The sequence below is a fragment of the Streptomyces sp. NPDC015127 genome (assembly GCF_043080095.1).
Lineage (GTDB): Bacteria > Actinomycetota > Actinomycetes > Streptomycetales > Streptomycetaceae > Streptomyces.
The window spans coordinates 568,745-582,427 of sequence record NZ_JBIBVE010000003.1 but is presented as its reverse complement, the minus strand read 5'-3'; the positions used below and the strand labels follow the sequence as shown (position 1 = coordinate 582,427).

The window sequence follows — 13,683 nt, the reverse complement described above, 5'->3', positions numbered from 1 at the left end:
AAAGAGGCTAATGGGGACCACCGACAACGGTGGTCCCCATGGGCCGGGTGCGGAGGCGCGGGTCAGGGAGTGGCGGCACCGTCACCCTCGCCGGATCCGGATCCGGATCCGGTGTCCGCGCCGGAGTCTGAGCCGGTGCCGGAGCCGGTGTTGTACGGGGCCGTGCCGGTGCCGGAGTCCGTCCCCTCGTTGTCGGCGTCGGCGTCGGCGTCGGCGTCGGTCTCGGCGTCACCGGAGCCGGTGCCGGTGCCGGTGCTGTCGTCGCTCTTCGTGCCGTCCGTGGCGCCCGGGCCCTCCGTGCCGGCCGCCGTGTCGCTGTCCGTGCCGGTCCCCGACTCCGCCGACGCCGTGCCGGACCCGCTGCCCGCGTCCGTACCGGAATCTGTGCCCGCGTCCGCGTCCGGTCCGGCGCCGGGTTCGGCGCTCGCCGCGCCCGGACCCGCCGATTCGGTGTCGGCGCCCGTGCCCGTATCCGTACCGGACTGCATGGTGGCGCCCAGGTCCTCCAGGTCGAGGACCTCGTCCGCGGGCGGTGCCTTGACCGCCACGGGCCTGTCGTAGTCCGAGAACTCGATCGTGCCCGGTTCGTCGCCTCCCGCCTTGACGACCTTCAGCAGGTACGGCTTGCCCTCCTTCGCCACGTAGGCGGTCGTCGTCTCCCGGCCCTTCTTCTTCACGAGGGTCACCGCGGGCACACCGCCGATCCGGGTGTCCTTGCCGAGTGTCATGCCCGTACGGCGCGCCTTGTCCTTGCCCAGGTCGGCGAGCATCTCGTCCAGGTCGCACACGCCCTGCATGTCCTCGATGGCGCGGGAGGGCATCTTGATCCAGCGGTTCTTCATCAGCTCGATCACGGTGTCGTTGTTGCCGCCGTCCGGCGCGACCGCGCGGCGGCTCAGCGAGGCACGCCAGAACGCCTCGTCGCCCTTCATGTACAGCACCTCGCCGAGCCTGCGGAGGTCCGCGCGGCCGTCCTTGATGCCCAGGCGGCCCGTGCAGTTGTTCTTCGCGTCCATGGCGAGGTCGAGGGAGACCGGTTCGCCTTCGTTGTCGATCTCTCCCTTCATACGCAGCGACGTGGCCGTCTTCGTCGCCTCGACCGCCTTTTCGGCGATCTGATCGGCACTCAGACCCTTGAGGGAATCACCCGTCGCACCGCTCGTCACGGTGGCGGGCGCCTGCCCCTCGCCCGCCGCGCCCTTGGCCTTGATGCCGCCGTCCTGGGAACACCCCGCCAGTACGGCGATCGCGCTGATGCACGCGATCGCCGTGGCCAGGGACTTTGTCGTGGCCGCCATGTGTCGCTCCTCGAAGTTCCGCCTGCCGCAGCCCGTACCGGCTGCCGTGGACCTTCATTGGATGCAGGAAAAGGGTGAAAACCCCGACAAAAACACCGATCATTCCACTATTTGGCGGCCCTCCGGCTGAGCACTGCACGACGCGCGGAACGCGCAGTGCGTGCAGTGCTGGCCCGCCGACGGCGTGAAGCGCTCGTCGAGCACCCGGCCGGCGGCGGTGGCCAGCAGATCGCCGACCCACTCCCCGGAGAGCGCCTCCTGCGCCTGCACCTTCGGAAGGGCATCTCCGCCCTCCTTCTTGGCGGCGGCCTGGCGCAGCTGGACGAGTTCGGCGCCGCCCGGCTCCGGGCGGCGGCCGTCGAAGACCTCGTCGACGGCGCCTTCGCGGACGGCGAGCTGGTACACGGCGAGCTGGGGGTGGCGGGCGACCTCGTCCCGGGTGGGCGACTGCTTGCCGGTCTTGAAGTCCACGACGTACGCGCGGCCCTGGGCGTCCCGTTCGACACGGTCCATGGAGCCGCGGATGCGCACCTCGTACTCCCCCGCCTCCAGGGTCACGTCGAAGTCGTGCTCGGTCGCCGCGGGGGCGCGTCCGCCACGGTCCATGACGTGCCAGCGCAGGAAGCGTTCGAGCGCCACGCGCGCGTGCTCCTTCTCCTGTTTCGACTTCCAGGGGGCGTCGAAGACGAGGGCGTCCCAGACGGAGTCGAGCCTTTCCATGAGGACGGCGAGGTCGGCGGGGCTGCGGCCGGACGCGACCTCGTCGGCGAGGACGTGCACGACGTTGCCGAAGCCCTGGGCGGCGGTGGACGGGGCGTCCGCCTTCACCTCGCGCCCCAGGAACCACTGGAGCGCACACGAGTTGGCGAGCTGGTCCAGCGCGCTGCCCGACAGGGTGACGGGCTGATTCCGGTCGCGCAGCGGTACGGCGCTGTGCGTGGGATCGAACATGCCCCACCAGCGGTACGGGTGCGCCGACGGCACCAGGGGCTGGCCCTCGTCGTCGGTGAGCGCCGCGAGGCGGGCGAGCCGGCGGGCGGCGGCGTCACGCAGCTCCGGGGAGGCGTCCGGGTCCACCGTGGTGGCCCGCAGCTCGGCGACGAGCGGGGCGACGGCGAGGGGGCGGCGGGGGCGGCCGGTGACGTCGCGCGGCTCGGCACCGAGTTCGGTGAGGAAACGGGAGGGCTGGTCGCCGTCGTCGGCGGGGGCCTTGACGGCGGTGACGACGAGACGGTCCCGGGCGCGGGTGGCGGCGACGTAGAAGAGACGGCGCTCCTCGGCGAGGAGAGCGCCGGGGGTGAGGGGCTCGGCGAGGCCGTCGCGTCCGATGCGGTCGGCTTCCAGGAGGGAGCCGCGGCGCCGCAGGTCCGGCCACAGGCCCTCCTGCACGCCGGCGACGACGACGAGACTCCACTCCAGGCCCTTGGAGCGGTGTGCGGTCATGAGCCGTACGGCGTCGGGGCGGACCTGCCTGCGGGAGAGGGTGTCGGCGGCGATGTCCTGGGCGTCGAGCTCCTCGATGAAGTTGAGCGCGCCCCGGCCGCCGGTGCGTTCCTCGGCGCGCGCGGCGGTCTCGAAGAGGGCGCAGACGGCATCCAGGTCGCGGTCGGCGTTGCGGCCGGCCGCGCCGCCGCGGAAGGCTGCGCGCTCCAGGCGCTGCGGCCAGGGGGTGCCGTCCCACAGCAGCCACAGCGCCTCCTCGGCGGTGCCGCCGCCTTCGAGCAGCTCCCGGGCCTTGCGCAGCAGGGCACCGAGCCGCTGGGCGCCACGGGCGTAGGCGGGGTCGTGCGCGACGAGGCGCTCGGGCTCGGCGAGCGCGCGGGCGACGAGCTGGTCGGAGGGGGGCGGCAGCCGGTTGCCCCCGGCCCGCTCCTCGTCGCGCAGGGCACGACCGAGGCGCCGGAGGTCGGCGGAGTCCATACCGCCGAGGGGTGAGGTGAGGAGCCCGATGGCGGTCTCGGTGTCCATCCAGGCGTGCGCGTCCTGGGTACCGCCGTCGCCCCCGGCTCCGGGAGCGCCCCCGGCCACGGCGCCGGGGGCATCCTCGATCACGTGCCCGTCGCCCGCGCCCTCGGCGCCGGGGGCGTCCGCGGCTACGGTCTTGTCGCCCGCGCGCGGTACGTCACCGGCCGGGGTGGGCGGCTCCTCGGCGTCGACGCCCTCCGCGCGTGGCGCGTCGCCGGGGGCCGATGCCTCCCCGGCCCTTACGGGCTCACTCGCGTCCTCCCGGGCCGCACCAACGGCCTCCTGGGCCCCGGAGCGGCCCACCGCAACTTCCCCGCGCGGCGCGTCGCCGGCACCCTCCGGGTCACCCGCGCCCTCGTCCGCCGGCGCCTCCGCGCGCGGCGCATCACCGGCCGGGCCGGGTGCCGTCTCGGAGGCGTCGCCCGCCTGGGCGGCGCCCTCTGCCCGGTCCACAGCCGTACCGCGCGCCGCTGCCGTTGCCGCCGCTCGCAGTGCCGTCAGGAGCGGGGACACCGCCGGTTCGTGGCGCAGCGGGATGTCGTCGCCGTCGACCTCCAGGGGGACGCCCGCCGACGTCAGGGCGCGGCGCAGGGACGGGATCGTGCGGCCGCCCGCGCGGACCAGGACCGCCATCTCATGCCAGGGCACGCCCTCTTCCAGATGGGCCCGGCGCAGGATGTCCGCGATGTTGTCGAGTTCCGTGGAAGCCGTCGGGTAGGTGTACGCCTCGACCCGGCCGCCCTCCCGGACCGCCGCGAGCTCCCGGTGCGCCCGGACCTTGTCCGCCGGGAGCCGGGTCAGCGGCATGCGGCGCGTCAGCAGGCGCGTCGCCTCCAGCAACGCGGCCCCGCTGCGCCGGGACGTCGTGAGCACGGCGACGTCCGACGGCCTGCCGTCCGCGTGCCGGAAGGCGTCCGGGAAGTCGAGGATGCCGTTCACGTCGGCACCGCGGAAGGCGTAGACGGACTGGTCGGGGTCGCCGAAGGCGACCAGCGTGCGGCCTCCGCCCGCGAGCGCCCGCAGCAGGCGTACCTGCGCCGGATCCGTGTCCTGGTACTCGTCCACGAACACCGCGTCGTACGGAAGGTCGCCCGGCGACAGCACGCTCTCCGCCAGCAGCACCGCGCGGTGCACCAGCTCCGCGTAGTCGAGCACGCCCTGCATGTCCAGCACGTCCAGGTACTCGGCCAGGAAGGCCGCGGCCGCGCCCCAGTCGGGGCGGCCGGTACGGGCCGCGAAGCGGGCCAGGGCGTCCGGGCCGAGGCCGAGCTCGCGGCTGCGCGCCAGCACCGCCCGCACCTCGTCGGCGAAGCCGCGCGTGGTGAGGCAGGCCCGCAGCTCGTCGGGCCAGCGCACGCCGGCCATGCCGTGGCGCTCCAGATCGATCTGGCCGGCGAGCAGTTCGCGTACGGCGACGTCCTGCTCCGGTCCGGACAGCAGGCGCAGCGGCTCGGAGAACAGGTCGGCGTCCTGGTGGGCCCGCACGAGGGCGTAGCAGAAGGAGTGGAACGTGGTCGCCTGCGGCCCGTGCGCCCCGCCCAGTCGCAGCGCCATGCGGTCGCGCAGCTCGACCGCCGCCTTCCGGCTGAAGGTGAGCACCAGGATGCGCGCCGGGTCCGCGCCTCGGGCGATCCGCGCGGCGACGGCCTCCACCAGCGTGGTCGTCTTTCCCGTCCCCGGCCCGGCGAGGACCAGCAGCGGCCCGTGGCCGTGGTCAACCACGGCGCGCTGCGCCGCGTCCAGGTGAGGGGGCTCCGCGGGGACCGGCGGTGTGCGCACCAGCCGGTACGCGCCAGGGGACCTCCGGCGTACCTGATGCGGGTACGCCGTGCGCCCGGTTGTGGAGGAGGAACTCACGTGGATCGCCGGTCCTGGTGGGTGTGCCGATGAGGAGAGTGCTGCGGTGCGTGCCGCGCGGAGGGGACGCTACGCCAGGCCGCCCCGCGCGGGCAGCGGTCGCGTCACGTACCCCGTACGGTCGTCGGACCGCCCGCGGCGCCGCCGTTTGGCGGAAGCTGTCCTATGTGAGCCCCGTTGTGAGCCCCTTCGCTGTGAGGCACATCTCCCGGAACGGTGCCGTCCGGACCGCCGTCGCGGTGCTCCACGCCGTCCCACCGCGCCCGCTTCATATCGAGGCGCGGCAGATGCCCCTCGGCGACGCGCGACGCGTCCCGCAGCGGTGTGCCCTCCGCGCGGTAGTGGTCCAGGGCGCGCAGCTCGTGGCCGGGCAGCAGGGCCCCGTCGGCCCGCACGACGCGCCACCACGGCACGGGGCCGCCGTACAGTGCCATTACCCGGCCGACTTGGCGGGGGCCGCCCTCGCCGAGCCACTCCGCGACGTCCCCGTATGTCATCACCCGGCCCGCGGGGATCAGCTCGGCGACCTCCAGGACCCGCTCTGCGTATGCGGGGTACTGGGGCACCTCGTCCATCCGGTCGTCCATCCGACCCATCCTGCCTCATGCCACCGACAAGGCCCCGGAGAGGGGGCGAACCGGTCCATCGGCGACATAGGGGAGCATCTTGCGCGGCCGACGCCTCCGCGTTGCACCCTGATGCCCCTCTGCGTCGTCCGGTCGTGCCACCATCGTGCGGGCGGTGACTGGTGATACGAGATCAAGAAGAGACCGAGACGGCGAAGGAGCAGGGCGTGCAGCCTTCGAAGGCGGCAGGCGGCCCTGAGCGAGAGCCGCGGCCGGAATTGCCCGTTCCGCCGACTGGCCCGGACGCCGCGAAGCCCACGGCGGCCGGGGAGCCGTCGCGGGCCGGGGAACCCACGGCCGGCGCGCCCGCCGCCACACCCGCCGCCGACGCCGCGCGGACCGCCGGCGCCCGCACGCCCGAAGAGGGCGCCGCCGACGCCCGCACGCCCGAAGACGCCACCCCGCCCAAGGACACAGGCGCCACCCCGCCCAAGGACACAGGCACCGCCGGCGGCCCCCACGGTTCCACGCGCGCCGACGTGCTGGGGGCCGACCGGGTCTCCGGCGACGAACCGCTGCTCGCCGCCCGCGTCCACCGCCCCTCCGACCTGATGCGGCTGCTGATCGGCATCCTGGCCATCGTGATCGTCCTGGCCGTCGCCGCCTTCGCCCAGGGCACCACGACCGGTCTCGAGTCGGACATCAGCAAGGGCACCGGCCAGGCCCCGGACCTGCTGGTCAAGCTCGGAGGCCTCGTATCCAGCATCGCCGTCCTGCTCGTGCCGGTCGCCTTCGCCATCGAACGCCTGATCAAGCGGGACGGCCTGCGCATCGCCGACGGCGTGCTCGCCGCGGTCCTGGCCCACGGTGTGACGCTCGCCACCGACCTGTGGGTCTCCCGCAGCGCCCCCGGCAGCCTCCAGGACGCGCTGACTCAGCCGCAGAACAACGGGCTGACGGACCCGGTGCACGGCTACCTTGCCCCCGTCATCGCGTACATGACCGCCGTGGGAATGGCCCGCCGGCCGCGCTGGCGCGTGGCGCTGTGGGTGGTCCTGCTGCTGGACGCGTTCGCCATGCTGGTCGCCGGCTACACCACACCGTTCTCGATCATCCTGACCATCCTCCTCGGCTGGACCGTCGCGTACGGCACCCTCTACGCGGTCGGTTCCCCCAACGTCCGCCCCACCGGCCAGAACCTGCTCGCCGGACTGCGCCACGTCGGCTTCCACCCCGTGTCCGCGATGCGCGCCGATGACACGCCGGAGAACGCCGACCAGGACCGCGGCCGGCGCTATCTGGTCTCGCTGGAGGACGGCCCCCCGCTCGATGTCACCGTCGTCGACCGCGAGCAGCAGGCGCACGGCTTCTTCTACCGGGTGTGGCGGCGCCTGACCCTGCGCTCGATCACCACCCGCCGCTCCATCCAGTCGCTGCGCCAGGCACTGGAGCAGGAGGCGCTGCTGGCGTACGCGGCGATCGCCGCCGGGGCCAACGCGCCCAAGCTCATCGCCACCTCCGAGCTCGGCCCGGACGCCGTGATGCTCGTGTACGAGCACCAGGGCGGGCGGGTGCTCGACTCCCTGGAGGACAAGGAGATCACCGACGAGGTGGTCCTCGGTGCCTGGCGCCAGGTGAAGGCGCTCCAGTCGCGGCGCATCGCGCACCGCAGGCTCGCCGGGGACGCGATCCTGGTGGACCCGGCGGGCCGGGTGATCCTGACCGACCTGCGCGGCGGCGAGATCGCGGCCAGCGACCTGGTCCTGCGGATGGACATCGCGCAGCTGCTCACCACGCTCGGCCTGCGGGTGGGCGCCGAGCGGGCGGTCGCCGCCGCCGTCGAGGTGCTCGGGCCCGACAAGGTCGCCGACTGTCTGCCGCTGCTCCAGCCGATCGCGCTCACCCGCTCCACCCGGGCGACGCTGCGCCAGCAGGCGCGCGAGCGTGCGCAGCGCGAGCGCGAGGCGGTGCTGGAGGCGTCCGAGACGGCCAGGAAGGCCCGTACGCCCGACGCCGCGGCCGACGACCGCAAGGCCGCCCGCAAGGTGGAGCGTGCGGAGAAGCTCGCCGACAAGCGGGCACTGGACGAGGCGATGGAGGAGGCCCGCGAGGAGGACCTGCTCTCGCAGATCCGGCGCCAGGTGCTGCTGATCCGCCCACAGGCACCCGTGGAGCCGGTCCGTCTGGAGCGCATCAGGCCCCGTACGCTCGTCAGCTTCATCGCCGGGGCCGTCGCCGCGTACTTCCTGCTGTCGCAGATCGCGGGGATCGACTTCGGCACGGTCTTCGACAAGGCGCACTGGGGCTGGGTCGCCGCGGCCCTCGCCTTCTCGGCGCTGAGCTATGTGGCGGCGGCGATGAGCCTGCTGGGCTTCGTCCCCGAGCGGGTCGGGTTCGGGCGGACCGTGCTCGCGCAGGTCGCCGGGTCGTTCGTCAAGATCGTGGCCCCGCCCGCGGTCGGCGGCGTGGCGCTCAACACGCGCTTCCTCCAGCGCTCGGGGGTGCGGCCGGGTCTGGCCGTGGCCAGTGTGGGCGCCTCGCAGCTGTTCGGGCTGGGCGCGCACATCCTCCTGCTGCTGGCCTTCGGCTACCTGACGGGCACGGAGCGGACGGCGTCGTTCACGCCGTCGAGGACCGTGATCGCGGGTCTGCTCACGGTCGCCGTGCTGGTGCTGGTCGTGACCGCGATCCCGTTCCTGCGCAAGTTCGTCGCCACCCGGCTGCGGTCGCTGTTCGCCGGGGTGGTGCCGCGCATGCTCGACGTGCTCCAGCGGCCGGTGAAGCTGCTCACGGGCATCGGCGGCATGCTCATGCTGACCGGCGTGTTCGTGCTGTGCCTGGACGCGTCGCTGCGCGCCTTCGACGCCGGCAACCAGTCGATCAGCTACGCGAGCATCGCCGTGGTCTTCCTCGCGGGCAACGCGCTCGGATCGGCCGCGCCGACGCCGGGCGGTGTGGGCGCCGTCGAAGGCGCGCTCCTGGGCGGCCTGCTGCTGGTGGGTGTGCCCAAGGAGGTCGCCGCGCCCGCCGTGCTGCTGTACCGCATGATGACGCTCTGGCTGCCGGTGCTTCCCGGGTGGTTCGCCTTCAACCACCTCACGCGCAAGGGTGCGCTCTGAGCGCCGACCCCGGCCGGACCGTCCGGGAATCACCCGTGCGGAGCAGTGGGGCCACCCGTTCGGTGCCTTGACCGATGCGCCACCCGCATGGACGGTTCGCCCGTGCGGAGCAAGCCGGGGCGGCGCACGATGGCCGCATGCCGACCACTCGTTCCGCGGCCCGTACGGCCGCCGTCGCCACCGCCGCCGCCGTCCTGCTGGCCGCCGGCTGCGGGAACGACGGCGCGAACGACGAGGACCGCCCCAAGGATCTCGCCGCCCAGGCGCTGGAGTGGCTGCCCTGTCCGCCGCCCTCCGAGGCCGAGGGCGGCGGGACGAAGCCGTCGCCGCTGCCCGGAGGCACCGCCTGGGAGTGCTCGTTCCTGGACGTGCCGCTCGACTGGGACGATCCGGACGGCGAGACCATCGAACTCGCGCTGATCCGCGCACGCGCCCGGGACACGGCGAACCGGATCGGCTCCCTCGTCTTCAACTTCGGCGGCCCCGGCGGCTCGGGCGTGGCGACCCTGCCCGCCGCCGCCAAGAACTACGGAGCCCTGAACACCCGCTACGACCTGGTCAGCTTCGACCCGCGCGGGGTCGGCCGCAGCGTGCCCGTGGAGTGCCTGGACGACCGGGAGATGGACGCCTTCGTGGCCCAGGACTCGACGCCCGACGACGCCGACGAGGAGAAGCAGTACGCCGAGGACATCGCGTCGTTCTCGAAGTCCTGCGAGGAGAACTCCGGGAACGAACTCCCCCATGTCGGCACCACCGACGCGGCGCGCGACATGGACCTGATGCGCCAGGTCCTCGGCGACGACAAGCTGCACTACTTCGGGATCTCGTACGGCACCGAGCTGGGCGGTGTGTACGCGCACCTGTTCCCCGAGCGGGTGGGGCGTGCGGTGTTCGACGCGGTGGTCGATCCGCGCGACACCTCCGAGCAGGGCTCGCTCGGCCAGGCCAAGGGGTTCCAGCTGGCGCTGACCAACTTCCTGAAGGACTGCGTGCGGCGCGGCGACGCCTGCAAGCTCCCCGGCTCGACCGTCGGGGAGATCCAGAACTGGATCATCGGCTTCCTGGACGGGCTGGACAAGAAGCCCATCACCGGCATCGGGGAGCGGAAGCTGACCGAGAGCCAGGCACTGAACGGCATCGCGCAGGCGCTGTACGCCCGCGAGTACTGGGAGCTGCTGGAGCAGGGGCTCGACGAGGCGGACGGCGGCAACGGTGCCCTGCTGCTGACGCTCTCCGACGCGATGACCGGCCGCTCGGAAAACGGCACCTACAGCAACATCCAGGCGGCGGGCACGGCCATCCGCTGCGCCGACGCCAAGGAGCGGTACACGCTGGAGCAGACCAAGGCGAAACTGCCCACGTTCCGCAAGGCGTCGCCCGTGTTCGGCACGTTCCTGGGCTGGGGCCTGATGGGCTGCACCGACTGGCCGGTGCAGGGCGCGTGGTCCCACCCGGACGTCGCCGCCCCGGGCGCGGCGCCGATCGTCGTCATCGGCAACACGGGCGACCCGGCCACCCCGTACGAAGGGGCGAAGGCGATGAAGGAGGCCCTCGGCAAGGGGGTCGGCGTCCTGCTCACGTACCGCGGCGAGGGGCACGGCGCGTACGGCAACAGCGCGTGCGTGGACCGCGCCGTGGACGGCTACCTGCTGAACGGCAGGGTGCCGAAGGACGGCACGACCTGCACGTCCTGAGGCCGGGCCCGTCCTGAGGCGGACACGGCCGGGGCCCGGAACGACCGGGACCGGGGACCGGGGGAGCCGGAAAACGACAAGGGCCCCGGACCGCACCGTGGTCCGGGGCCCCTTGGCAGTTCCGGTCAGTAGACCGGCTTCTCCGGCTCGATCTGGTTGACCCAGCCGATCACGCCGCCGCCGACGTGCACCGCGTCGGCGAAGCCCGCGGACTTGAGCACCGCGAGGACTTCCGCACTGCGGACACCCGTCTTGCAATGCAGGACGATCTTCTTGTCCTGCGGCAGGTCCTGGAGCGCGCCGCCCATCAGGAACTCGTTCTTGGGGATCAGCCGCGCGCCCGGGATCGAGACGATCTCGTACTCGTTGACCTCGCGGACGTCGATGATGTCGATGTTCTCGCCGTCGTCGATCCACTCCTTGAGCTGCTTGGGAGTGATCGTCGAACCGGCCGCCGCCTCCTGGGCCTCCTCGGACACGACGCCGCAGAAGGCCTCGTAGTCGATGAGCTCGGTGACGGTCGGGTTCTCGCCGCAGACCGCGCAGTTCGGGTCCTTGCGGACCTTGACCTGGCGGTACTGCATCTCCAGGGCGTCGTAGATCATCAGCCGGCCGACCAGCGGCTCACCGATGCCGGCGAGCAGCTTGATCGCCTCGTTGACCTGGATGGAGCCGATGGACGCGCACAGCACGCCCAGCACGCCGCCCTCGGCGCAGGAGGGGACCATGCCCGGCGGCGGGGGCTCCGGGTAGAGGCAGCGGTAGCAGGGGCCGTGCTCGGACCAGAAGACCGAGGCCTGGCCGTCGAAGCGGTAGATCGAGCCCCAGACGTAGGGCTTGTTCAGCAGCACGCACGCGTCGTTGACCAGGTAGCGGGTCGCGAAGTTGTCCGTGCCGTCGACGATCAGGTCGTACTGGCTGAAGATCTCCATCACGTTGTCGGCCTCGAGCCGCTCTTCGTGGAGGACGACGTTCACGTACGGGTTGATGCCCTTGACGCTGTCGCGGGCCGACTCGGCCTTGGAGCGGCCGATGTCCGCCTGGCTGTGGATGATCTGACGCTGCAGGTTCGACTCGTCGACCTCGTCGAACTCCACGATGCCGAGCGTGCCGACACCGGCTGCGGCGAGGTACATGAGGGCCGGCGAGCCGAGGCCGCCCGCGCCCACGGCGAGCACCTTGGCGTTCTTCAGCCGCTTCTGTCCGTCCATCCCGACATCCGGGATGATCAGGTGGCGGGAGTACCTGCGGACCTCGTCTACGGTGAGCTCGGCAGCCGGCTCGACCAGGGGTGGCAGCGACACGGGGGCTCCGTTGGTCGGTAAGTCAGTACGGTTGTTCTCCTCGTAACACTGCCACGACCCTCCTCATTCCGAGACACCCGGTCCGATCTGCGAGACGATTTCGTCCCAGTAGCCGGGCAGCGCCTCGTATGGGCTGCTTTGCCCCTTTCCCGCTTCCGGGGCTCCCCGGTCGGTGAAGAAGATCGTCCCGGCGCCCTGCCAGCGCGCGATCCGGGTGGCCTCCTCCAGATGCGTGCGCGGCACCCCGTGGACGAAGTGCGCGAACCGCTCCGGCGGGTAGTCCGCCGTCCACTCCGCCACCTGCGACCAGCGGTAGTCCGTCCACGGACCGGAGAACGTGACCAGCTGGTCCGCCGCCTCCGCATAGCCGGGATACGGGTGCGTGCCGTGCCCGAGCACCAGGTGGCCGCCGTCCGTCATGGCGTCCAGCGTGGCCGTGGTGCGCCGCACCTGCGCCAGCTCCGCACGCTCGACCGGGCAGCGGTCCAGCAGGAAGCCGTCGACCCGGTACCAGTCGGCGAAGTGCTGAGCGTCACAGACGATGTCGCCGAACGAGCGCTCGCCGTGGGCGAGATCGAGATGCCCCAGCACGCGCACCCCGGCGTTCCGCAGCCGGCCCGCCGCCTCCAGGCAGTGCGGGTCGGGCAGGGCGCCGGGGCCGTCCGCGACATTCAGGACCACCCAGTGCAGCGGGGTCCCCGGCCGGGTCAGTTCGGCCCATTCGACGGGTGCGAGCAGCGGATGGGCGTAGCCGGGGATGCCGAAGCCCAGCCTGTCCGCGCCGGTCGCCGAGAGCCGTGCGCCGGTACTCGTCAGATGCGGCATGCCGCCTCCATCCAGATGTCGGCGAGGGATTCCTCGAGGTTGATGCGGGGCCGCCAGCCGAGCCGGTCCCGAGCGGTGCGCACGTCGGCCTGCTGCCACCCGCCGCAGCCGTCGGGATACGGGGAGGGCGTGGCGGCCAGGTGCTCGACGACCGACTCGGAGCGCGGGGATCCGATGCCGGGGCGGCCCGAGGGGGCGTCCAGTTCGTGCAGGGCGCCCCCGTAACCGGCGACGCGGGCGAGGGTGGCCGCCGCGTCCCTGAGCTTCACGGCACGCCCGGTGCCGATGTTGACGACGCCCTGCGCGGCGGACAGGGAGGCGGCGTGTACGGCGCGCGCCACGTCCCGTACGTCGACGAAGTCGCGCTGCACGCCGAGTCCGCTGAGCTTCAGCTCGCCGTCGCCCTGCTGCATCGCACGGCGCATCGCCTCGGCGAGGCGGCCGAGCGGGGAGCCCGCCGGGGTGCCGGGCCCCACGGGCGAGAAGACCCGCAGGACGACCGCGTCGAGTCCGGAGCCGAGCACCAGCTCGGTGGCGGCGAGCTTGCTGACGCCGTACGGGCCGCCGGGGCGCGGAACGGCGTCCTCCGCCGTCGACGAGCCGTGCTGTGACGGTCCGTACTCGGAGGCGCAGCCGATCTGGACGAGCCGTGCGCCGCAGCCGCTGCGGCGCAGGGCCTCGCAGACGGTGGCGACGGCGACGGTGTTGTGCCGGGTGAGTTCCCGGGCACCGCCGCGGGTGGCGCCCGCGCAGTTGATGACGACACCGGGGTGGACGGCGCCCAGGAAGCGCGTGAGCGCGCCGGGGCTGCCGCCGGACAGGTCGAAGCGCACATCGGCGTCGTCACCGCGGCCGAGCGCCGTGAGGTGCACGGCCGGATCGGCGAGGAGCCGGTCGGCGACGAACCGGCCGAGGAATCCGTTGGCACCGAGCAGAAGCACCCTCATCGTGCGGCTCCTCGGTGCCGACGTGCCGTGACTGGGTGGTGCGGGGTCATGCGCAGTCTCCTTCGGGGTGTTGCTTTCGATGCCGTGGATGCCGGGTGCTCCGCGGTG

8 protein-coding genes are annotated in these 13,683 nt (G+C 73.0%); 2 read left to right on the top strand and 6 right to left on the bottom strand.

Features of this window, described 5'->3' with window-relative positions:
- Window positions 1-62: 62 nt before the first annotated feature.
- From ACF08N_RS08905 to ACF08N_RS08895, 3 genes are all read right to left on the bottom strand, one after another.
- Window positions 63-1,298 (bottom strand): hypothetical protein, encoded by a 1,236-nt coding sequence (locus ACF08N_RS08905; RefSeq protein WP_392323885.1) that lies wholly within the window; start codon window positions 1,296-1,298, stop codon window positions 63-65.
- Window positions 1,299-1,397: 99 nt separating this feature from the next.
- Window positions 1,398-5,120 (bottom strand): UvrD-helicase domain-containing protein, encoded by a 3,723-nt coding sequence (locus ACF08N_RS08900; protein ID WP_392323884.1) that lies wholly within the window; start codon window positions 5,118-5,120, stop codon window positions 1,398-1,400.
- Between the two features lie 104 nt (window positions 5,121-5,224).
- Complete coding sequence (locus tag ACF08N_RS08895) at window positions 5,225-5,707, bottom strand: MGMT family protein (RefSeq protein ID WP_392323883.1); 483 nt, start codon at window positions 5,705-5,707, stop codon at window positions 5,225-5,227.
- 206 nt (window positions 5,708-5,913) lie between these two features.
- On the opposite strand from ACF08N_RS08895, the gene ACF08N_RS08890 reads away from it, so the two are divergent.
- Both ACF08N_RS08890 and ACF08N_RS08885 read left to right on the top strand, forming a co-directional pair.
- Window positions 5,914-8,805, top strand: coding sequence for a lysylphosphatidylglycerol synthase domain-containing protein (locus ACF08N_RS08890; RefSeq protein WP_392323882.1), 2,892 nt, complete (start codon window positions 5,914-5,916; stop codon window positions 8,803-8,805).
- A 137-nt stretch (window positions 8,806-8,942) separates the two neighbouring features.
- Window positions 8,943-10,499 carry an alpha/beta hydrolase gene (locus ACF08N_RS08885; RefSeq protein ID WP_392323881.1) on the top strand — a complete coding sequence of 519 codons (1,557 nt, stop codon included), beginning with the start codon at window positions 8,943-8,945 and terminating at the stop codon, window positions 10,497-10,499.
- Window positions 10,500-10,624: 125 nt separating this feature from the next.
- Here the strand turns inward: ACF08N_RS08885 and moeZ are convergent, their stop codons facing one another.
- The 3 genes from moeZ to ACF08N_RS08870 all read right to left on the bottom strand — a co-directional run bounded on the left by moeZ (window position 10,625) and on the right by ACF08N_RS08870 (window position 13,575).
- On the bottom strand, window positions 10,625-11,803 hold the full coding sequence (gene moeZ / locus ACF08N_RS08880; protein WP_392323880.1) for an adenylyltransferase/sulfurtransferase MoeZ: 1,179 nt from the start codon (window positions 11,801-11,803) through the stop codon (window positions 10,625-10,627).
- 63 nt (window positions 11,804-11,866) lie between these two features.
- Window positions 11,867-12,628 carry a spherulation-specific family 4 protein gene (locus ACF08N_RS08875; protein WP_392323879.1) on the bottom strand — a complete coding sequence of 254 codons (762 nt, stop codon included), beginning with the start codon at window positions 12,626-12,628 and terminating at the stop codon, window positions 11,867-11,869.
- Window positions 12,616-13,575, bottom strand: a complete 960-nt coding sequence (locus tag ACF08N_RS08870; RefSeq protein ID WP_392323878.1) for an NAD-dependent epimerase/dehydratase family protein — start codon at window positions 13,573-13,575, stop codon at window positions 12,616-12,618. The genes ACF08N_RS08875 and ACF08N_RS08870 overlap by 13 nt, the downstream gene beginning before the upstream one ends.
- Window positions 13,576-13,683: the final 108 nt, after the last annotated feature.